General features: G+C 49.7%; 23 protein-coding genes. All 23 read left to right on the top strand.

All coding sequences use genetic code 11. The features are described 5' to 3' along the window. The first annotated feature begins 2 nt into the window (after positions 1–2). The 23 genes from OMP40_RS01440 to OMP40_RS01330 all read left to right on the top strand — a co-directional run bounded on the left by OMP40_RS01440 (position 3) and on the right by OMP40_RS01330 (position 22,005). Positions 3–2,327 (top strand): glycoside hydrolase family 95 protein, encoded by a 2,325-nt coding sequence (locus OMP40_RS01440; RefSeq protein WP_277528572.1) that lies wholly within the window; start codon positions 3–5, stop codon positions 2,325–2,327. Between the two features lie 420 nt (positions 2,328–2,747). Then, positions 2,748–3,671 carry an N-acetylneuraminate lyase gene (locus OMP40_RS01435; RefSeq protein ID WP_277528569.1) on the top strand — a complete coding sequence of 308 codons (924 nt, stop codon included), beginning with the start codon at positions 2,748–2,750 and terminating at the stop codon, positions 3,669–3,671. A gap of 146 nt (positions 3,672–3,817) precedes the next feature. Beyond that, a complete protein-coding gene (locus tag OMP40_RS01430) occupies positions 3,818–4,738 on the top strand; it encodes a GntR family transcriptional regulator (protein ID WP_277528568.1) in 921 nt (306 codons plus the stop codon). Continuing rightward, a complete protein-coding gene (locus OMP40_RS01425; protein WP_277528566.1) occupies positions 4,690–4,884 on the top strand; it encodes a substrate-binding domain-containing protein in 195 nt (64 codons plus the stop codon). Before OMP40_RS01430 ends, OMP40_RS01425 begins: the two co-directional genes overlap by 49 nt. Positions 4,885–5,064: 180 nt before the next feature. Then, positions 5,065–6,183, top strand: coding sequence for an FAD-dependent oxidoreductase (locus OMP40_RS01420; RefSeq protein WP_277528563.1), 1,119 nt, complete (start codon positions 5,065–5,067; stop codon positions 6,181–6,183). Then, positions 6,170–6,448, top strand: coding sequence for an FAD-dependent oxidoreductase (locus OMP40_RS01415; protein ID WP_277528561.1), 279 nt, complete (start codon positions 6,170–6,172; stop codon positions 6,446–6,448). The genes OMP40_RS01420 and OMP40_RS01415 overlap by 14 nt, the downstream gene beginning before the upstream one ends. A gap of 892 nt (positions 6,449–7,340) precedes the next feature. Beyond that, entirely contained in the window at positions 7,341–8,381 is a 1,041-nt protein-coding gene (locus OMP40_RS01410; RefSeq protein ID WP_277528559.1) for a hypothetical protein, read from the top strand. Positions 8,382–8,650: 269 nt separating this feature from the next. Then, positions 8,651–8,959 carry a helix-turn-helix transcriptional regulator gene (locus OMP40_RS01405; protein WP_277528557.1) on the top strand — a complete coding sequence of 103 codons (309 nt, stop codon included), beginning with the start codon at positions 8,651–8,653 and terminating at the stop codon, positions 8,957–8,959. 202 nt (positions 8,960–9,161) lie between these two features. Next, positions 9,162–9,860: an FAD-dependent oxidoreductase gene (locus OMP40_RS01400; protein ID WP_277528555.1), complete on the top strand. Its 699-nt coding sequence runs from the start codon at positions 9,162–9,164 to the stop codon at positions 9,858–9,860. Next, the gene (locus OMP40_RS01395) at positions 9,763–10,596 is read left to right on the top strand and encodes an FAD-dependent oxidoreductase (protein ID WP_277528553.1); all 834 of its coding nucleotides are present in this window, start codon (positions 9,763–9,765) and stop codon (positions 10,594–10,596) included. The genes OMP40_RS01400 and OMP40_RS01395 overlap by 98 nt, the downstream gene beginning before the upstream one ends. Then, positions 10,490–10,765, top strand: coding sequence for an FAD-dependent oxidoreductase (locus OMP40_RS01390; RefSeq protein WP_277529192.1), 276 nt, complete (start codon positions 10,490–10,492; stop codon positions 10,763–10,765). Before OMP40_RS01395 ends, OMP40_RS01390 begins: the two co-directional genes overlap by 107 nt. A 195-nt stretch (positions 10,766–10,960) precedes the next feature. After that, positions 10,961–11,596 (top strand): hypothetical protein, encoded by a 636-nt coding sequence (locus OMP40_RS01385; protein WP_277528551.1) that lies wholly within the window; start codon positions 10,961–10,963, stop codon positions 11,594–11,596. Beyond that, positions 11,478–11,894, top strand: coding sequence for an ABC transporter permease subunit (locus tag OMP40_RS01380; protein ID WP_277528548.1), 417 nt, complete (start codon positions 11,478–11,480; stop codon positions 11,892–11,894). The genes OMP40_RS01385 and OMP40_RS01380 overlap by 119 nt, the downstream gene beginning before the upstream one ends. Positions 11,895–11,909: 15 nt before the next feature. After that, positions 11,910–12,824, top strand: coding sequence for a carbohydrate ABC transporter permease (locus OMP40_RS01375; RefSeq protein WP_277528546.1), 915 nt, complete (start codon positions 11,910–11,912; stop codon positions 12,822–12,824). Between the two features lie 84 nt (positions 12,825–12,908). Continuing rightward, the gene (locus tag OMP40_RS01370; RefSeq protein ID WP_277528544.1) at positions 12,909–13,445 is read left to right on the top strand and encodes a hypothetical protein; all 537 of its coding nucleotides are present in this window, start codon (positions 12,909–12,911) and stop codon (positions 13,443–13,445) included. Beyond that, positions 13,348–14,595, top strand: a complete 1,248-nt coding sequence (locus tag OMP40_RS01365; RefSeq protein WP_277528542.1) for a type 2 periplasmic-binding domain-containing protein — start codon at positions 13,348–13,350, stop codon at positions 14,593–14,595. Before OMP40_RS01370 ends, OMP40_RS01365 begins: the two co-directional genes overlap by 98 nt. A 283-nt stretch (positions 14,596–14,878) precedes the next feature. Continuing rightward, complete coding sequence (locus OMP40_RS01360) at positions 14,879–16,672, top strand: bacterial Ig-like domain-containing protein (protein ID WP_277528540.1); 1,794 nt, start codon at positions 14,879–14,881, stop codon at positions 16,670–16,672. Then, positions 16,593–18,656 carry a sialidase family protein gene (locus OMP40_RS01355; RefSeq protein WP_277528539.1) on the top strand — a complete coding sequence of 688 codons (2,064 nt, stop codon included), beginning with the start codon at positions 16,593–16,595 and terminating at the stop codon, positions 18,654–18,656. The genes OMP40_RS01360 and OMP40_RS01355 overlap by 80 nt, the downstream gene beginning before the upstream one ends. A 21-nt stretch (positions 18,657–18,677) precedes the next feature. After that, a complete protein-coding gene (locus OMP40_RS01350) occupies positions 18,678–18,953 on the top strand; it encodes a hypothetical protein (RefSeq protein ID WP_277528537.1) in 276 nt (91 codons plus the stop codon). Further along, positions 18,874–20,442: a fumarylacetoacetate hydrolase family protein gene (locus OMP40_RS01345; protein ID WP_277529189.1), complete on the top strand. Its 1,569-nt coding sequence runs from the start codon at positions 18,874–18,876 to the stop codon at positions 20,440–20,442. Before OMP40_RS01350 ends, OMP40_RS01345 begins: the two co-directional genes overlap by 80 nt. A 4-nt stretch (positions 20,443–20,446) precedes the next feature. Next, positions 20,447–20,899 carry a YhcH/YjgK/YiaL family protein gene (locus OMP40_RS01340; protein ID WP_277528533.1) on the top strand — a complete coding sequence of 151 codons (453 nt, stop codon included), beginning with the start codon at positions 20,447–20,449 and terminating at the stop codon, positions 20,897–20,899. Positions 20,900–20,936: 37 nt separating this feature from the next. Continuing rightward, on the top strand, positions 20,937–21,242 hold the full coding sequence (locus OMP40_RS01335) for an SGNH/GDSL hydrolase family protein (RefSeq protein WP_277528530.1): 306 nt from the start codon (positions 20,937–20,939) through the stop codon (positions 21,240–21,242). Then, positions 21,223–22,005, top strand: coding sequence for an SGNH/GDSL hydrolase family protein (locus OMP40_RS01330; RefSeq protein ID WP_277528528.1), 783 nt, complete (start codon positions 21,223–21,225; stop codon positions 22,003–22,005). The genes OMP40_RS01335 and OMP40_RS01330 overlap by 20 nt, the downstream gene beginning before the upstream one ends. Positions 22,006–22,010 lie beyond the last annotated feature (5 nt).

Here is a 22,010-nt window from a genome sequence, read left to right as displayed (position 1 = left end):
GAATGGAAGAGAACATGGACGATCGTGAGCATGCGCTGTTCTATCGATCGCCTGCCGGTCAATGGGACGAGGCGTTGCCGGTCGGCAATGGCCGCTTGGGGGCGATGATTTTCGGCGATCCTCGTGAGGAACGCATACAGTTGAATGAAGATTCTTTATGGCACGGCGGCCCGAGGGATCGGCATAATCCGGATGCCTTATCGAACTTGCCGGAAATCCGCAGGCTTATTTTCGAAGGCAAGCCGCGGGAGGCCGAGCGTCTGGCTTCCATGGCCCTGACCGCCATACCCGAGACCCAGCGTCATTATGTCCCGCTCGGCGATCTGTTCCTCCATTTCGAACATGCGGAGGAGATTGAGCGTTATGAGCGGCGGCTTGACTTATCGGATGCCGTCGTCCGCGTATCCTATACGGCGGGAGGTACGAGGTTCGATCGGGCCGTTTTTGCGAGCTATCCGGATCATGCGATCGTCATACGGCTCACGGCGGACGTTCCCGGTCGAATATCGTTTACCGCCCGAATGGGACGCGAGCGGTTCCGTTACGTGGACGGGATCGGCGCGAGGGACGGGACCACGATCGTCATGAGCGGCACTAGCGGCGGGGGCGTCCGGTATTGCGGCGTACTCGAATGCAAGCCGGAGGGAGGGAGTATGCGCACGATCGGAGAGCATCTCGTCGTCACGAATGCCGACGCCGTACTGTTGGTCGTGACCGCGGCGACCGACTTTCGCGAGAACGACCCCGATACGGCGGCGCTCGGGCAAGCCAGACGCGTCGCAGCCATCCCATTCCCGGAACTATGGGCAGCACATACAACGGATTATCGCCGTCTGTACGATCGGACCAGGCTTCGGATCGGCGCCGCGACGGGCAAGGATGACGGGACGGAGGAAACCTCCAAACGCCTCGATAACGTCAGAGCCGGAATCGACGATCCCGGACTTTTCGCTTTATATTTTCATTACGGACGGTATCTTCTGATCGCCTCAAGCCGTCCCGGATCGCTGCCCGCGAACCTGCAGGGCATCTGGAACAAGGATATGCTTCCGGCCTGGGACAGCAAGTTCACGATCAATATTAATACGCAAATGAATTATTGGCCTGCCGAGAGCTGCCACCTGTCCGAATGCCACTTGCCTCTGTTCGATCTGATCGAGCGGATGATTCCGAACGGACGTCATACAGCCCGGCAGATGTATGGCTGCCGCGGGAGCGCCGCTCATCACAATACGGACCTCTGGGCGGACACGGCGCCTCAGGATCTCTGGCCTTCGTCGACCTACTGGCCGCTTGGCCTCGCCTGGTTGTCTCTTCATCTATGGGAGCACTATCGATATGGGGAAGATGCAGCATTTCTTAGTCGCGCTTATCCAATGATGAAGGAGGCGGCCGTCTTCCTGCTGGACTATCTGGTCGAGCTTCCCGGTGGAGAATGGGTCACCTGCCCGTCCGTCTCGCCGGAGAATACCTATCGGCTGCCGAGCGGGGAGACGGGCGTCCTGTGCTACGGACCGTCCATGGACAGCCAGATCGCGCATGAACTGTTCCAGGCTTGCATAGCGGCGGGAGAGCGGCTCGGATCGGACGATGACTTTCTAGGCCGGCTCCGGCATGCGATCGGCAAGCTTCCGCCGCCCCGCATCGGACGCTACGGCCAATTGCAAGAGTGGTTCGAGGATTACGAGGAGGTCGAGTTCGGGCATCGTCATATCTCGCATCTGTTCGCTTTGCACCCGGGCACCCAGATTACGCCCGATACGACGCCAGAGCTATCCGCGGCCGCGCGCCGAACGCTGGAGCGCCGCCTGGCGAATGGCGGGGGACATACCGGCTGGAGCCGGGCCTGGATCGTTAATTTCTGGGCCAGATTGTTGGATGCCGAGGAGTCGCATGCGAATTTAACCGCACTCTTATCTCACTCTACGCTGCCGAATTTGCTCGACAATCATCCTCCGTTTCAGATCGACGGCAATTTTGGCGGAACGGCAGGCGTCGCGGAAATGCTATTGCAGAGTCATCGGGGGACGATTCATCTGCTGCCCGCCCTTCCAAGCGCATGGCCGGAAGGCGAGGTCCGTGGACTTCGTGCGAGAGGCGGCGTCACGGTGGATATCGCGTGGAATGTCGGGCTGGTCCAAGAGGCGATATTAACGCCGGATCGGGAAGGGACTTATATCATCCGTTGCGATCATCCCGTACGTTTCTCGGTTGAAGGGCGGTCCTGCGATGCGCTGCGTACGGAAGGCAATGAATGGGCAATCGACGGCGAAGCAGGCGTGCCGATCGTGTTTCGGGCTCATCCTTCGTTTGGTGAAGCCCCGTAGGGGGCCAACGCTCTACATCGGTGAATAGGCTTGTCAGCAAGTTTAATCGGGTTATCGTTATCCATCTAAACTCCACCATACAAAACAAATTGGCCCTCCATGACCTTGGATGGTTTTTGATTTGCCTCATTCGCAAATGGCGCTGGTGCCAGTGTTAGCAATACCGTGGAGTGTCCAGTACTCTTGACCGCACCGCCTCACAAATCAAGGAGCCTGATTTTAATGGCTTCTTTTTTTTATTTTCTATTTGTATATGACTGAGAGTCGCCATTTTAACGAAACAGAACTTAGAAGTTATATAGCGCCACACCAAACTTTTAATACAGGTTTAGAGAGTCTATTGAGTTTTAGGTTATGCTTTGTTATAGTTTGGAGGAATTGTAATACAGATTATAAACCGATTTGAGAGGAGCGGCTGCTTTGACGTCCGGTATTCAGATGAAAGGCATTTATACGGCGTTAGTCACACCGATGTACGAGAACGGGGATATCGACTACGATTCTTTACAAGCGCTTATCGAGCATCAACTGCGGTTGGGAGTAAGCGGATTTTATGTCGGAGGCAGCACCGGCGAGGCGTTCATGCTGTCGATGACGGAGCGCAAGGAGCTGCTTGAGGCGGTGATCGGGGCGGCGGCGAAGCGGGTGAAGATCATCGCGCACACCGGATGCATCAGCACGAGGGATAGCGTCGAGCTGGCCGTGCATGCTGAAAAGACCGGGGCGGATGCAGTATCTGCGGTCGTACCTTTTTACTACAAAGCGGGCATACAGGAATTGCAGCAGCATTATGAAACGATTATGTCCGCCGTATCTGTTCCGATGCTGATTTATCACTTTCCAGGGGCGACCGGCGTTAGCTTGACCGTAGATTTTTACGAAAAAATGTCTCGGCATCCGCAATGCCTCGGGGTCAAGTTCACGTCGATGAATCTGTTCGAGATGCAGCAAATTCGCGACAGGTGCGGAGAGCGCTTCCTGATCATGAACGGACATGACGAAGTGTATGCGGCATCGGCGCTCATGGGCGCGGACGGCGCCATCGGCAGCACGTTTAATATGATGCCTTCGCTTTTCATGAGCATGTTTTCGCATGCGGCGGCAGGGCAATGGAGCAAGCTGCCGGCTCTGCAAGCCCAAGCGAACGAGGTGATCGCCCATATGCTGCAATTTGACGTTATCCCTTTCGAAAAAGCGATACTCCACTTGCAAGGGGTGCTGAAGACGCCGGTCGTCCGTTCGCCGCTTAAGCGCTTTACGCTCGAAGAGACGGCGCGCATCGCCGAGTTTTACCGAAGCAACAGCTTGCTGCAAAGCAGCAGCGCACAGGTTTCGAAGTTGTAAGCGGTCCCTCCATTCGCCGACGGGATGCGGTTGCAGTTCAATCCCCCCCAGCGTTGTTGAATACCATTCCCCGATCTATTACAATCAAACCAACAGGAAGCATACAGATTGGGGAGAAACGCTTGGAGGAGTATGGTTACCGCTACATGGAAGTCAAGCATAAGCTGATCGAGCAGATCAAGTTGCTTGAGCCGCATGTCCGCCTGCCTTCGCGCAACGCGTTGGCCAAGCAATACAACGCTGCCCGGACGACGATCGAGCGGTCGATTTCCGAGTTGATCGGCGAGGGCTACTTATATGCCAAAGACGGCAGCGGTACTTACGTATCCGGGGAGCGGGCGGCGTCTGCGGCGCATATGCCTAGAAGCGCGTTCCGATCCGTAGGGCTCATTATACCGGATATCCGGCACGATACGTACCCGGGCATTTTGCGCGGCGTCGAAGATATAATGAACCGGCACGATATCAACCTCGTTATCTGCAATACGGACAATCAGACGGAGAAACAGGCGGGTTATTTGAACAAAATGATCGATTTGGGCATTCATGGGCTCATTATCGTACCTGCCATAATCGGACATACCGATTTAAACCTGTTCGGCAAGCTGCGGGACGCCGGCACTCCGATCGTATTCTGCAATCGCGGGATTGAAGGGGTGGAAGCGCCGAAAGTGGTGTCGAACAATTTTTACGGCGCGTATGCGGCGGTCAAGCATCTGATCGGAAATGGCTGCAAGAACATCGCTTATATTTCGCGTCCTGCCTATTCCACTTCCTACGAGCGCTATCAAGGCTACACGAGCGCACTGGCCGAAGCGGGGATGAATCTGGACGATAGGCTGGTCCTGTTCGAGCCAACGTTCGATACGGAGCGCCCGGGCTACGACAGCGCCACCCAACTGCTGGAGAGCGGCGTAACGCCGGACGGTATTTTTTGCTTTAACGACGGCATCGCCAAGGGGGGCTTGCGAAGCGCTTGGCGAGAAAGGGTTGATCGTCGGCAAGGACGTTCTCGTCGTTGGTTACGACAATACGGGGGGTTTGCGAGAGCCTGCCGGTCAAGCTGACGTCGGTCAAGTTCCAGACCTACGACATCGGCGTAGGCGCCGCAGGGTTGCTGCTCGACATGATGAACGGAGAAACGGTGCTCAGCAACAAAATCATCGTGCTCCAGCCCGAGCTTGTCGTCCGGCAAAGCTCGTATCCCTCTTAAGCGATAGACGATTTTTACGCCCGGTAAATGGGCGGATTAATCGTCTTTTTTTTAAATCTGTGCGACAAACTTTAATACAGATTTGGTCGGATATATTGTTGATTATTAAATTTTGTGCTATATTCAATTAGAGTTGTAATACAGATTTACATTCTAGGACGAGGCGAAAAGGAGAAGCGCATGCTGAAACAATATTCTTACGACGTTGTGGTCGTCGGAGGCGGAGCGACGGGTATCGTCGCGGCGATGGCGGCGGCCCGTGCGGGAGCCAGGACGGCGATCGTCGAATACAACGGATTCGTCGGGGGCAATGTCATCCCCGGCTTGCCGCTGCTCGGCTTCCATAACAACCTGCGGCAGCTGATCGTCAAAGGAATCGCCTACGAGATTGCAACAAAACTGCAAGAGATCGGTGCCGCGACGCAATTTTATATGGACCCGATCACCAGCGACGTGCTGGGCGTCGATCCGCATTGGTTCAAATATGTCGTCACCCGGATGCTGCAGGAAGACGGCGTGCACTTTTACTTGCATAGCATGCTGACGGATACGGTCGTCGAGGACGGATGCGTGAAGGGCGTACTGATTCAAAATAAGGAAGGGAGTCAGCTTTTGTCCTGCGGCGCCGTGATCGATTGCAGCGGCGATGGCGATGCGGCGGTGCGAGCAGGCGCGGATTATGTGTACGGTCGTCCGTCCGACAACAAAACGCAAGTGTCCTCGCTCGTGTTCCGTGTGAGCGGGATCGACTTCAAACCGTTGATTGCCTATTTTCGGGAACATACATCGCAGATCCGTCCGTTTTCGATGACTGACGAAGTCGTTCACGGGTTGATCGATCAGATGGACGGAGCGGAAGTGTTTGTGTTGGGCGGTCTGCAGCAGTATATCGAGCAGGCGGTTCAAGACGGGATTCCCTTTCCGCGCGCGAACCTGGTTGGCGTCTGTATCCCGAAGTTCGATCAAATGATCGTTGTCTCGAGCCGTGTCGAGGGCGTCAATCCGAACGACAACCGGAGCTATTCGAACGGAGAAGTGACCGGCTTGATGCAGATGAAGGACATTTTCGATTTTCTCAAAGCTTACGTGCCCGGCTTCGAACGCATTCGGCTGCTGGATACGGCCCATCAAATCGGAGTACGGGAATCGCGTCATATCGTCGGCGACTATGTGCTTACCGGCGAAGACTTGATCGAAAGCAAACGGTTCGACGATGTGATCTGTCTCGGCGGGTACCATCTGGATATCCATACGCCGGATCACAAAGGCTTAAATACGAAAAAAAGTGAGCACCTATGAAATTCCGTTTTCCTGCTTGCTGCCGAAGGGACTGGAGGGCATCATCGTGGCGGGCAGGCCGATCTCGGCTACGCATGAGGCCATGTCGTCGACAAGGGTCATTCCGATCCAGATGGCGCAGGCCCAAGCGGCCGGCGTGGCGGCGGCGATGAGCGTTGAGCAAGGCAAAGCGGTGCGCGAGCTGAATATTCGCGAGCTGCAGCATCGTTTGATTGCGCAAGGCGCCGAGCTCGGACAAGGCATCGGGCGACGCGTTTTTGATTAAAAGCAAGGTACGATAACGTTTGCCCTGCGGGCATTAGGCTTCCGGAATTTTTCTGGGCGTAATGCTCGCTTTTCGTTGGACGCCCTCGTTTTACACTGGACGGGAATAAATGACCGCTTTTTCAATTGATTTGTATTATAATGAATCAGGCCTGTCGAATGGGCATGTTACTTAGCGAATATGATGCGATAAAAATTTTGCAAGCGTTTTCAAAAAAATGCAAGCATTTGTTTGAGACGATCTTTCAGAGGTGAGCGTTGTGAAATCACTTTTTCCGTCAGTTCGAAGCCATTTATTCAGGAAAACGATGCTTCTTTATGGCATAGCGGTGTTCATACCCATTGCAGTGTTTTTATTGTTCTGCTATTCCACTGTTTATCATTCATTTGAAAAAGAGATTTATACCTCCAATATCAATAAATTAAATACAGTTAAAAATGTATACGACGTAAAAATATCCGAATTAAATACATTGACGGTTAAGGTTGACAACGCTCCATCCATGACGTTGTTTCAAATCAAAAACCATTCGGACAACGTCGTTTCTACGCTCTCTTTTTTTGACACGACTGCAGGACCCGCTGAGCGATATATTTTTGTACGAAAGAGGATCCCAAAAACTTTTTTCCTCGTCGGGCACCTTTTTTTTTTCCGCAAATATTGCCGAATTACATCGTCTCCAGCGATTTGACGATTGATGACTTTTATGATTTATTAAACCATTCGGAATCCGTAAATGTACGCCAGGTGATCAGCCAAAACAACCATTCATATATTTTTTATTTTTCGCCGCTTTCCCCGAATTTCTCTAATCCAACAAGAACCGTTGTTTTTGTAATCGATAATGAAAACTTGAAAAAGCTATTCAATTTTTCCGAGAATGAAGCTGTGAATGAAAACGTACTTGTATTCGATAACGACCTTCAATTGCTTAGCAGCTTTGTGCCGGATTCAAAAGGGAATTATTTTAAATCATATTACACCGTTATTAAAGCAGCACAAAGGAGATTTCTCCGATACGATCAAAACGGACGGACGCCAGCTTTATATTATTGGATTGCATTCCGATGTAACAGGCTATTACTATGTCAAAATTACGGATATGCAGTATGCCATGAAAAGTCTTAACCAAATAAAAGTGTGGGTCATCGTCGTTATTACGCTCATGTTTGCCATTGGCGCGGTTATCATCATGCTGGGACTAAGGTTCAATTATTTTCCGATCCGGAAAATCGTATCGCAATTGAAAGCGTATTCGGGCGGCAAAGAGGATGAGCTTGGTACGATAGAAAGGGCGATCGAGGATCTGAACCAGCTTCAAGTGGATTACCGCAATTTCACGGAGCATTCCGAAGACGCCTTGTATGAGAATTTATTATTATCCATACTCAACAGTTCGTTTAATAACCTGCAAAGCCTGAATTCTGCCGGGAAAAGCATTGGCGTTTATTTTTCAAAAAACGTATTTTGCATTGCATCCATTTATGTCGAGGATATTGTCGCTTTGAATAAGATCGGTTATTCGGCTGTCGTAAAATCAATCGCAGGGAAGATCCCTGCGTCTATCGAATGCCAATTTAAAAATCTGCTTTTTAACCAGCAGATTGTCTGTATCTGTTGCCTCGAAAAAGAAAGCTACAGTGATTTGATACAGGCGTTTGAAGATATCCTTCAACAGCTTTTGGAATCGGGAGTTTTGGCTACTGTAGGCGTGAGCGACACAAGCGAAAAACCATCCCAAATTGGAAAGCTATACTTGCAAAGCCGCGAAGCCCTGGAATATAAAATGCTTTACAGTACGGGAACGCTCATCGAGTATCGGCAAATCTCGCATATAACGGATGCGGAAACGCCTCTTCCCGAAATGCTGAAAACGTTTGGAGAACATCTTTCCGAGTTAAAAATCGAAAAGGCGCAAAAAAAGTTTTTATGAGATGATGAACTTCATTAAAACAAACAAATGCACGCTCTACACCTGCAGGTACATTTGTTTCGATATTATCCAATACTTTAAACGCCTCTCCGCATTGCTGGATACCGCGTATTCCAATAGGCTGGATTATGGGTTCGATATTTTGGAAATCGAACACTTCCAGACCGTGGATGATTTGATCGAATTAATCGAACAAGTTTTTCAAAAGATTACGGATTTTTTTAAATAGTCACAAGAAGCAGCAATCTGATCAACTCATCGATGAGATCTTGCAATTTATTAACGAAAATGGTTTGAAGCATGAATTTCAAATCGGTTTGCTGGCAGATCAGTTTTCGATGTCCGTTCAATACTTGAGAAGTATTTTCAAAACGCATACAGGGCAAACGCTGTCTGAGTATGTCAATAATCTTAAAATTGAAAAGGCTAAGGAGCTGCTCATCACTACGAATGACAGCCTGGCTGTGATCGTTCAAAAAATCGGCAAGGTCGATGTAACAAACTTTACAAGGGCATTTAAAAAAAGAAACAGGCTCGACGCCAGGCGCTTACCGCCTGGCTCATCAAGAAACGAATAAAAAAGGATGAATAGAACGCACAGCATACATGAAAAAGCGATGTCCGCCATCGGCCATTTAGAAAGATCGTTCAAAATCGATTGAATTCTCCGCCTATGCGAAAAGGATCGTATGTAAAAACAGCCTGTTTCTGAATAGCCAATTGTTCCACCGTTCTGTCGGTCCTATAATGACGACAGAACGACGACAGGAGGCAGACGCTATGATAGAAATGAATACAGACATCCTGGTTGTAGGCGCGAGTTTTGGAGGCGTATCCGCGGCACTGGCCGCCGTCAAGATGGGGAAAAAGGTCATCATGACAGAAGAGACCAACTGGATTGGCGGCCAAGCCACAGGGCAGGGCGTCCCGATCGACGAGCATCCCTGGATAGAAAAGTTCGGCCATACCAGCAGCTATATGACATTCCGAAGCAAGGTCAGAGACTATTACCGCAGAAATTATCCCATGAACGAAAAGGCCCGGCAGGATCTAACCTTGAATCCGGGAGCGTGTTGGGTAAGCGCCCTTGGCTTTGAACCGCGGGTAGGCGAGGCGGTATTGGAGGAAATGCTCGCTCCATACCGGTCCGCAGGATTATTGTCCATTTTGAAAGGGCTTACGCCAATCAAGGTTACGACTTCCGGCGATTTTATCGATGCGGTGGAATTTCAATCCATGGATGGAAGACAGTTTGCCATTTCGGCCAACTATATCGTGGACGCTACAGAACTGGGCGACCTTCTGCCTATGTGCGGAGCGGAGTATGTCACAGGCGCCGAAAGCATCGGCCAGACAGGCGAACCTCTGGCTTTGGAAGGCGATGCCGAGCCGCTCAGGCAGCAAGCCGTTTACGCATCTTATCGCACTTTCGTATCACCCGGAGAACGACTTCACGATTCCCAAGCCTGTGGCTTATGAGAAATTCTATCCCAAGTTTTCTCATATTACGGCGACGACAGAACGCAGCGGCGCGATGGCCGGACTTTTTGCTGAAAATGACGCGGATGCGTACCGGCAAAGCATGTGGAATTTCCGCAGGCATTTTTGCCGCGATAATTTTGACCGGAACTTATTTAATAGCGATATTACCGTTCTGATGAACGGGAATGAATATCGTGATCGCGTACTGACCGGCGTTTCTCCGACGGAAAAACAAACCGCGCTTGAGGAGGCCAAAGCGCTTTCCCTCTCCCTGGTCTACTATCTGCAGACCGAGCTTGGGTTCAAAGGGCTTCTGCCAAGACCCGACGTATTTGATACGAGTAACGGTCTGGCTGCTCATCCCTATATCCGTGAAAGCCGCAGGATAAAAGCGGAGTTTACCATTCGCGAACAGGATTTCCGTATCGACATGCACCCTGACGGACCCGTTGATTATGCCGACAGCGTAGGCGTATCCGGCTACCGGATCGACATTCATGAAAAGGCAAAGGACGGGGGACCAAACATTACCTCTGCCGTTCATGGCCAGCATTGGGTGCAGCAGCTTCCCCCTCGGCGCACTCATCCCCGTACGTCTTCAAAACCTGATTCCTGCCTGCAAAAACATCGGTACAACCCACGTTACCAATGGTTCCTTCCGGGTTCATTCCACCGAATGGAATATAGGAGAAGCTGCCGGTTCATTGGCGGCATACTGCCTGAACACGGGTGAATCTCCCCGTGCCGTGCGCAATACCAAAACCATGTTGGAAGATTTTCAATACATTCTCGACAAGGCAGGCGTTGAAAGAGGCTGGCCTCGCCTGAGCCACTCCCAATCTTATGCCAGTTACTCGGGGAAAAAGAAAAATTGGTATTTCGGAGAAGCCAAACGGCTTTAGTCATTGCGCGGCTCCCTGGATGCAATAGGCTGTTTAGCGCGTGAAGCGTTTTGTGAGGTTTCGTTTTCGCATGTGCACAAAAATTAATCCTGCTGCAGCCTTGTTTCCTTTTTTGAAGATTGAAACCGTTTTCTTGGTGGCATAAAATCGGCCTATATTCATTCCTCAATCACAAAGGAAAGGAAACGATTATGAATGACAGAAACAACAAGCAGTCCGCTGGCAAGAAAAATTAAAATCGGTTTTTTGTCGAATTGGGAATTTTATGTCATGCTGCTGCCTGCTATAGCCGTGACTTTTGTATTCTCGTATTTGCCGATGTATGGCTTGCAGATCGCATTTAAAACCACGCGTCTCGGCGCTAATTATCTGAATGGCGAGTGGATCGGCTTCGATAACTTTATTCGTTTTTTTAATGCCGGCTGGTTTGGCATCGTCATGAAAAATACGATTCTGTTAAGCGTAGTAAGCTATTTGATCACCTTCCCGTTTACGATATTGCTGGCGCTGATGATTTTTAATTCCGTGAACAAGCGATTGGCTAAATTTACGCAGACATTTACCTATTTGCCTCATTTGCTTTCCAGCGTTCTGGTCATCGGTATACTGAACCTGTTTTGCAACGGAGAAACAGGGCTTATCAATATTTTGCTCCGATTAATGGGTCAGGAAGCGATCAGCTTTTTTTGGAAGAAACGATTTGGTGCTCCCGATGTACACGATCACGAATCTATGGCAGCATGTCGGGTTTTCGGCGATCGTGTATTTGGCGGCCCTGAATTCCATCGACCCTTCCATTGTCGAGTCGGCGCGTATCGATGGCGCGAATAAATTCAAAGTGATGATGAAGATTCAAATCCCATGGATTCTGCCTGTGATCATTACGATGTTGATCCTGCATATGGGGCATATTTTAAGTGTCTCCGTGGATAAAGTGCTCCTCATGCAGACCGATTTGAATATTTCGGCTTCTGAAGTCATCGCCACTTATGTCTATAAAGCGGGAATCCAAGGCGCGCAGTACGGTTTTGCTTCTGCCGTTGGTTTGTTTAACAATTGCATCAATATGGTCATGCTGCTTCTGATCAATTGGTTATCCAAGCGTTTCAGCGAAACGTCGATTTTTTGACAAGGGGGTGATGTCGTGGAAGATACGTCTCTGAACAGAAGCTTCAAGCCTGGTTCTGGTTTAGACGATCGTATTTTTGATCTGGCAGTAAAGGTATTTTTGCTCCTTATAGGGTTAATGGCGATCTATCCGCTTTGGTTTGTTATAATCGCGTCCGTAAGCAATCCTTCGGATATTTTTCTGGGGCGCGTATTCGTCATTCCAAGCGGTCTGAATACGGAAGCCTACGAGAAGCTTTGGCATACGCCTAAAATATGGACCGGATATCGGAACAGTATCTTATACACCGCAGTGGGGACATTTATTAATCTTGCGGTGACATTGCCGGCCGCTTTTGCTTTATCGAGGAAAACGCTTCCGGGACGCGGGATAATCAGTATGTTTTTTATTTTCACCATGATATTCGGCGGAGGGCTTATTCCGACCTTTATGCTAATCAGATCGCTGCACATGGTGGACAGTATATGGGCTCTGGTCATTCCCGGCGCCTTGTCCGCATTCAATATGATCATCGCGAGAAGCTTTTTTGAGGGAGGCATACCGGAGAGCATATACGAAGCGGCCATTATAGACGGAGCCAGCAAGTTCCAGTTTTTTTTCCGGTTTGCCCTGCCTTTGTCCAAGGCGATGATAGCGGTCATTTTTCTCTACTATGCTTTAAGTCATTGGAACGATTATTTCTCGGCATTGATTTACATTCGAACGCCTGACAAACAGCCGCTAACGATCATCATATCGCAACTGGTCGCCAACGTGGATACGACGCTGCTGGAAACGATGCCAAGTGAAGAAGCGTACCATTTACTCATGGAGAAATCATTGATGAAATACGCCGTCGTATTTGTGGGTGCGCTTCCAATGATTTTGTTATATCCATTTCTGCAGAAATATCTCATCCAAGGCGTTATGTTAGGCGCAGTAAAAGGCTGACGGTGATTAGGTTTGATCGTGAGCCCAGCAAGGGCGCGATTAAACGTCACAATATAAACGATTTTTTATAGGAGGGTTTATTTAATGGGTATGAAACGAATGCAAAGATGGTTATCCTTGGTCATGGTTCCGGCCATTGCGCTGTCTGCGGCGGCCTGCTCCAACAACGACAATGAGGCAAAGGAGAGCTCAACGGCAGCGCCGACCGCAACCGGAGGCTCGGCAACGGCGACGGCGACGGCGGGCATTACCTTTCCTCTTGCGGAACCCGTCACGTTCACCATTGCAGGCGTAAATGGCACGGAAAGCGAAAATCCGGAGCAAACCGATTTTCTTAAAAAGATGGCGGAGAAGACCAATGTCCATATCAAGTATATCAGCTTGGGCTCGGATGCGAGCGGCGCCACGGAAAAGCTGAATGTTCTTCTAGGTACGGCAGACGCGCCGGACGCGATTATGGGCGCATCCGCCATGAATGAAACCTTTTTTGGCCTTGTACGCGAAGGAAGGGTATTTGGTTCCGATGAATCAGTACCTGAAGGATCCGAAGGTGATGCCGGTATTCAACAGCAGAATCCTTGGAGAAAAAGCGGATATGCTGACGGGAATTACATCGCCTGACGGCAATATATACGCGTTGCCCTATGCAAACCAGGTTCCCGGCACGTACCTGGAAAGTCCGATCTGGATCAATAAAGTATGGCTGGATCATCTCGGACTGTCTGTGCCGACGACACTCGCAGAGTTGGAAAACGTAATGGAAGCGTTTTCTACGAAAGACGCGAATGGAAACGGAGACCCGACGGATGAAATTCCGCTCCTGGCCCGTACAGGAGCTGGGTTCGAACACCTGGAAGCTTGGCTCTCCCTATGGGGCATACCTACAAAAGACAGCACATTCGAAAATTTTGTATACGTGAAGGATGGAAAAGTTGTTTTCGCTCCGACGACGGAAGAATACAAGGCTTATATCAAAACGATGCAAAAATGGTATGAAAAGAAATGGCTGTGGAATGAGTACTTTACAGGCTCTCCCCAGACTTTCAGCGCGATCCAAAATGATGCCAACGCCGCAAAATACGGTATAATCACGGCCAAAAATCCGGCCGGGAAGTTCGCGGATCAATACATCGCGATTGTGCCCCCGGTCGTAGAGGGATACAAACCGAAATTTTATTTGAACCCGGCCTATTTATCCGGAAGCAAAGGCCAATTCGAACTGACTAGCCATAGCAAAAACCCGGAGATTCTGATGGCTTTCATCGATCAGCTTTATCTCATGGAAAATACGCTGGAGGCTTATAACGGAGTCGCCAATGAAGACCCGAGGCTGTCCTTGAACAACGGCGTTTATACGGTTAATTCTATACCGGCTGAAGAAATGTCGAAATATGCAAGCAACACGTTTAGGAATTATTTCCAAAACAATCTTCCAGGCGCGGTGCTGGAATCGGATTATAAAAATGGAAAAGTCGAAATGAGCGAGGCTGACAAAGTAAAGGGTGAAACCTACGCGTTATATGAAAAAGCCGGCGTAATCAACACTGAAGTATGGCCGCGTCCTTATTTGGACCCGGATGACGCGGCAAAGCTGAACGAAATGAGAACGGATATATTCAACACCGTGAGCAAGTACAGAGCTTCCTGGATCACAGGGCAATCCGATATCGACAAAGAATGGGACGCCTATCTGAATTCCTTAAAGTCCATGAAGGTAGACGATTTAGTCGCCATTATGCAGAAAACCTATGATTCCTACATGTCGCACTAGTGCATGAATGAAGAGAGGGAAGAAACAGATCGAATGAAAAGATCTGTTTCTTCCAAAAAATACGAGATGAGCGCGAAAGGTGTGTTCTGGGAATGAGAATACTCAATTTAGTTTTAGCGCTATCCTTGTTTTTTGCAATTCCCTATCCCGTTCATGCAGAAGAGGGCTCGGCCCCTCTGACTTCTTTTCGGATGATTTCTCATCCGACACCTTAAGCGGCTGGACAACCGCAGCCAATAACGCCACGCATAAGGTTGAAAACGAAAAGTACGCCTTTGCCACAATGAACAGCTTCACGAATTTCGTCGCGGGTTCCGATACATGGAGCAATTACTCGGTTTCGGCCAAAGTAGCGATGAGCAGCGGCACCACATCCAGCCGGATCGGCATAACGGCGTATAATCCTGCAGCAGCTACTGGAGCGCTCAATGGTTATGATTTATTTCTGGCCGTGGTATCCGCACCCGGAGGCGGTACAGAACGGGTCGTCCGTCTTCGGAATAATACGACACTCATAACCTTAAACGGCGCGAATGACAGGCGGTATCAATTGGGCGAAGAGGTAACGCTGCGAATGGACTTTTACGGTACGCGCGCGCGTTTCCTTGTTGACGGCCAGGTCGTGTACACCATTGACGAGATGACGAAAAATCCGGGCAAGGCCGGCATTATGGCATTCAGCGTCTCCGGCACGGCCGATGATTATCTCATCGAGCCATCCGAGGATTGGGGCGAACCGCCGACTTATTTCTCGGATGATTTTTCATCCGACACCTTAAGCGGCTGGACAACCGCAGCCAATAACGCCACGCATAAGGTTGAAAACGAAAAGTACGCCTTTGCCACAACGAACAGCTTCACGAATTTTGTCGCGGGTTCCGATACATGGAGCAATTACTCGGTTTCGGCCAAAGTAGCGATGAGCAGCGGCACCACATCCAGCCGGATCGGCATAACGGCGTATAATCCTGCAGCAGCTACTGGAGCGCTCAGTGGTTATGATTTGTTTCTGGCCGTGGTATCCGCACCAGGAGGCGGTACAGAACGGGTCGTCCGTCTACGGAATAATACGACGCTCATTACATTAAACGGCGCGAATGACAGGCGGTATCAATTGGGCGAAGAGGTAACGCTGCGAATGGACTTTTACGTTACGCGCGCGCGTTTCCTTGTTGACGGCCAGGTCGTGTACACCATTGACGAGATGACGAAAAATCCGGGCAAGGCCGGCATTATGGCATTCAACGTCTCCGGCACGGCCGATGATTTTCTCGTCGAGCCATGCGAGGATTGGGGCAGCTACATCGCTTCGTCACTGGAAGTTCTGGGACTGCCCGCTGACGGCGTATTGCAAGCAAAGTCGGGACAACCCCTGAATATTGAGGGTTTATCGCTATTTGTATCGTATGGTTCTCAGAAGCCGGGAGAAACAGTGCCGCTTACCGCCGAGATGTTATCGGGTTATGACCCCGATCAACCGGGTAGTCAGACCGTCACTGTGTCGTACGAAGGCGTGACTGCCGATCTTCCTGTTTTCGTGACGGACCGTCTCCAGGAAGTGAAAGATATTGCGGATGATGTGCTTGCCGTGACCATAGACAGCCTGACAGCTGCAGACAGTCAAATGGTCCGAGAGCTAAAGGCGCAAATGATGGATTTTACCGCGGCTGATATGTCGTTGTATGATGCTGCCGGGTATGATTCGGCAGCGCTTCGCAACAAAATGTTTTTGATTATCAAGAAAATGGAAGAATTGCAGTACCCTTATTTATCGCAGTATGACGTCCTTCTCTATGAAGATTATGTCGACATCGGCAAATATACGTATCGTTATGACATGGATGATTTCTACAGTCCTTGGATACTGACAGACGGGGCGTTCTATTCGAATAATAAGCAAGCGGACGGAACGAATAAAAATAACACCGCGGCCATAGCTGGAGAGATGTCTACAATTGCAAGCATACAAGGCGACATCAAATTAAGCGAAAATACGTATGCCGGCTTTTTTTGTCGGTTTATACGCGGAAACGACGTATCTCGTACGATTTACCACCAGACAGCAATCGAATCATGATGCGTATGAGGTCATAATCAACAAATATACGGAGAGAAACAGCACAAAAGGCTCCTATATCGCCGCTCAAAGCTTGCCGGTTACTGAAATTGCGGCTTTGGACTTAAGCGAAAGCGACATTTTGGATCAGTGGCATAATTTAAGAGTAAATATCGACAAACCGTCCAATTCATTGATCGTCTATTTCGACGATGTTCAAATTCTTACGTATACGGAAGAAGAATTTGATACCATATCCGATTACGGCTATGCGGCACTGCGGACGACCGGCGACGGGTATTTCGACAATGTCATGCTAAGAGGCATTGAGGCTGAACCCGTGCAAACGAATGCTGCCGAGTATCACGATACATTCGAGGATGAGACGGTTGGAGAGAGCCCAAGCCATTGGAGCGAGGAACCCGCTTCCGATCATTGGATCGTGATGGATGAGAACGATACGAAGGTTTATGGCAACACGACCGCATCGGGCTATAGCCATACCTGGCTGCACGGTTTTGACATGAATCCGACGATCAGCGCGAAAATTCTGGCAAAAGATTTTGAATCAGGCGCCAATTTTGGACTGCTTGCCAGATATGTGATTGGCGGCGCATACCTGAAAGCAGGGTATGACGTTGATGCGTCCAAGTGGTATGTCGAATATAGCCGAGGACCGGATTACGAAACAAAGCGGTTCTACAGCGCAACCTATCCGTTTACTCCAAATGAGTATTACAACATTGAACTTACATTGCTTGATCACAGCGCAGAGCTAAGTGTTGACGGAAATACGGTTCTTTCGCTTGAGAATGAGATAGACGGCGATGGGGATTGGTATGGCAGAAGCGGTCTGTATGCCGAAAATGCCGTTATGCTTGTGGACGAAGTCGATATGTCATTTCCAGGCGGCGGAGAGGTCACTGATGGGGTTGTCGAGTATACGGTCGATGAAAATACATTTACGACTTACGGCGATATCGAGCAATCCGGCGACACGCTTGTTCTTGCGGCGGGCAATAGCGGACAATACATTTCCAATGATGACGGCGAAACCTGGCAGATCAGCAACGAATACAGCGGTTTGAACAATTCAGGAAGCTACAGAGCTCTCATTCAATTGAAGAACGGAACCTATTTGCAAGTCGGGAACGATTTTATTGCAAAAGCTTCTTCAGATCTGAAAACATGGGAAAATCGCGGGCAAGTGGTGGATGAAGAGGATCTTTGGACGTCTGCCGGAAAATTGATCCCGATTGTACATGTGAATGGCATTAATGAAATCGAGATGCCGGATGGGACCATGAGAATTCTGCTTCCCGTCGGGTTTCGAAATTTCACAACGCCGACGACCAGCGTTACGGGATCGGGATATACGATCGTTTACTATAGCGATGATGAAGGAAATACCTGGACGGCGTCTCAGACGAGTACGAAGGATCTGGCAGCAGTTGAATACAACGTAGCAACGGATAAATTCATGCAGATGGAAGGGAAAATCGTCAACTGCTCGGACGGCTCCTTGCGCTTGTATTTTTCCAAGCTTAATTCTGAAGGGTTTATCGGTTATACAGAATCATCCGATTACGGAGTCACATGGAGCGGACTTCACACGATTCCTTATTTGCCGACGGTCGCCAGTTCCTTTAATGTTTTTGAGGATCCGTCCCATCCGGGAACCTGGTATATGGTTTGGATAAACAATAAACCGGAATCAAGAGGAGCAGGCGTGCCGCGCACACGGCTTTCAATGGCAAAAAGTACGAACGGCAAGGATTGGGAGTTCGTGCTGGATGTCGACCGGAATATTTCGACAGGCGGCGTTGCGCAAGCTGGCGCTGAAGGTGGACACGCTTATCAGATCTATCAGATTCTGGATGCGAGTATTTTTATCAATGAGGAATACATCTATGTGATCTATGGACGCTCCGTGCAATATGCGCCAAATGCACATAATGCACAGAGACTGCAAGTGGTCCGATTTGAGAAATCGCCTTTGGAATAACGCATAATTGGAGGTACTTCAATGAAGCTCGCAAGTTTTTTAGTTGACGGTCAGGAACGATTCGGCTTTTTGATGCTTCATCCGATAACGGGCGATGAACTGCTGGTAGAGCCCGGCAAGGCCGAAACCGATATGATCCATTTTGCGGTCGCCAAAACGTCGGGTTATCAGTTCAGTGTCCCGCGCTTTCTCTCCCCCGAAGCCCTGGCCTTTGACGATGAAGGCGTTTCTGGAGCTTGGCGAAGAAGGAATGGACACGCTTGGAAAGCTGGTTTCCTTCACAGAAAGATTTGTTGAGCAATCGGACGGTTTCTCGGTGTTGGCCAGAGCAGGTCATCTGTTGAAAGATGTGAAGCTCCTGCCGCCCGTTCCCGAACCGAGACTACTGCTTGGGATCGTGGGCAACTGCCCCGGGTTTAGCCGCAATCACGTCAATATCAGGCATATCAACCTGATTCCGCAGGCACATCAACGGCATACGGGAAGCGCGATCGGCAATGGCGAGCCATTTGTAATGAGAAGACGAAAGGGACCATACGACGGTATGTCTTTTAATGCAGAACTGGGCGTCATTATCGGCAAAGCCGGCAAGGACATACCGGTGGAGGAAGCCATGTCTTATGTGGCGGGATATACGGTGGTCTCGGATACCGCGCACGGGTATTACAATACGAAATACGGCGAGATGGGGGCGCATACCGATCCGATTTCCATTATGGCTTATGGATGGACACATAAAAACACCGACAGCAGCTGCGCGGTGGGACCGTATCTCGTGACAAAGGACGAAGTCGGACATCCGTACGATCTCATGGTGTACACGAGGACGAACGGTATGATTCGGGATCGAGCCAACACCTGTTCTACGCTGGTGGGCGTTGAGCGAACAATCGCTTATTTCAGCTCATTCATGGAACTGCTGCCCGGCGATGTCATTCATATGGGAGCAAACGGCAAGGATGGCATCGGGATTGATCGGGATTGGCAGGTTAACGGCGAGACGGTTCAGTTGGAATGCGAGATCGAAAAACTGGGCGTTTTACGAAATACGGTCATCTATCTCGATGATGAGGAAATAGAGGTGGAACGCGGGAAATTCAGCATTCATGCGCCCATGAAGGCTGAAGAATGGAATCTGGGGAAAGCGGGCAACTTCGTAATAACTTACGCGAATACGCAGGCAAGCGCGCTGGATGCCGGCTGCCAGACGTCGCCCATTCCGCGCTATCTTTGGAGTGTCGCTTCCGCTCTTTCCAGCAGTACGTCCTATATGCCTGATGAAAAGGAAGAATTGTACGTAAACGCCGAAATAGCCGTTGTGATCGGTAAGACCATCAAATGGGCAGACAAGGAAAATTTGTCGGACTGTATACTTGGCTATCTGCCTCTGGTTAGCGTTACAGACAAACGACTCTCGCAGCAGGTCATCCAGCCGGCGCTTCCAAGGGAGACCGCAATGCCGGAAATTTACGCAAGATGGGCAGACGGATGCAATATGACCTCTGACGTCGTAACGCCTCTTTCGAAGGACGAGCTGGCACAGATGAGTGTCTTGCTTGAAATTGACGGCGAGCGTGTGATGGATGCCAAGTACGAGGATTATATCTGTAAAGCGGAAGATGTGATCGAGATGATCGGTTATGGTTCGACACTGTACGCGGGCGACGTCATCTCGCTTGGCGGGCTGTGCGCGCCGGCAGTCATTCCCGGCGATCATACCGGCGTGCGCATTGCCATGAAAGCGTCGGGACTGCCTGATCTATCGATTGCGTTAAAGGAGGCGTGACAACATGATATTGGATAGTATCAACCAACTGCAAAATTATGAAAGTCTGATCCCGGGAATTGAAAATATAATGGCGTTTTTGTCCGGCTGTTCCGACCAGATGGATAACGGTCGTTATGAGATTGACGGGGAGCGGATTTACGCCAGCGTATTTGAATACGACACGGTTGCGCCGGAGGAGATGAAGTGGGAAAGTCATCGGGAATTCATCGATTTGCATGTACCGCTGACGGGTGAGGAATGCATATTTTGGGCGCCTGTCGATGAATTAACCAGCATCGTGGATTACAACCCGGCTAATGATTGCGAATTTTATAAAGGGGAATACAGACAGGTCTTAAAAGCGACGCCGGGACTGTGCATTTTCTTTTTTTCTGCGGATGGCCATAAGGTTAAATGTCATTTAAACGGCTCCAGCCACGTTAAAAAGGTTGTTATCAAGATTAAAACCGCATGATGCGGATGGAAGCCTTGGGCCAAGGAGCGGTGAAGCTATGCAGAAATCCCTGCATCATACATTCAATTCTCTCAAAGAAAGAAAAAGATTAACGGTGGGCTATTTCGGAGGATCGATTACAGAAGGGAGCGGCGCATCCGATCCGTCTAAGAGCAGCTGGAGAGCTTTGACAACATCCTGGTTTAGCAACAATCATCCGGATTGCGAAATTACCGAAATACAGGCCGCCATAGGAGGTACTGGTTCGGACCTTGGGGCATACAGATGCCGGACCGACCTCCTGAAGGGAAAACCTGATTTGGTATTCGTTGAATTTGCCGTCAATGATCATAAAAAAGGATGAAGAATTGATATTGCGCTCTATGGAAGGCATTGTTCGCCAGATATGGGATTTCGATAAAAATATCGATATTGTATTCGTATATACAATTACAGAGGCGATGGCTGAGAGCTATAAGCTTGATCGTGCCCCCCGGACTATAGAATTGCATCAAAAGATTGCCGACTTTTATGGAATCCCGTCAGTCAATGTGGGAAAAAAATTATGGCAATCCGTTGGAACCGGAATGCTTACGTGGGAAGAGCTATTGCCGGATTCGGTCCATCCTTCGGATAAGGGGTATCGAATATATGCCGATGAAATGCAGCGATTTCTTTCAGACCGCATAGCGCCGGGTCAGATCGAAAGGCAGTTGGGAAATTACCTGACGTCAAGGGCCAATGTCAAGGGGAGACTCGTCGATGCCTGGGAGCTTTTCCGGGAACCATGGGCAAAGGACGGTAACTCACTGGCGGGCAGATATCCGCACATGCTTGTATGCGATAATCCGGGCGCGGAACTTGAATATAAGTTTAAGGGCGGATCAATCGGATTATATTGGTTAATCGCACCGGATTCGGGCGACATTGCGTGGAGTCTGGACGGAAACAAGACGGGAAAAATATCAAGCTGGGATAAACATGCGCTGAACTTTACCAGAGCGGGCTATTGCATACTTGACTCCAATCTTCAAGCCGGCGAGCATGTGCTGAAGATTAAAGTGCTGCAAGAGAAGCATCCGCAGTCTGAAGGGAATTGGATAAGAATCGGAGCCTTTTTTAATTGACTAAC

The sequence above is a fragment of the Cohnella rhizosphaerae genome, from assembly GCF_029525575.1.
Taxonomy (GTDB): Bacteria; Bacillota; Bacilli; order Paenibacillales; family Paenibacillaceae; genus Cohnella; species Cohnella rhizosphaerae.
The sequence above is the reverse complement of the archived record's forward strand: the minus strand, read 5'-3'. Positions and strand labels throughout refer to the sequence as shown.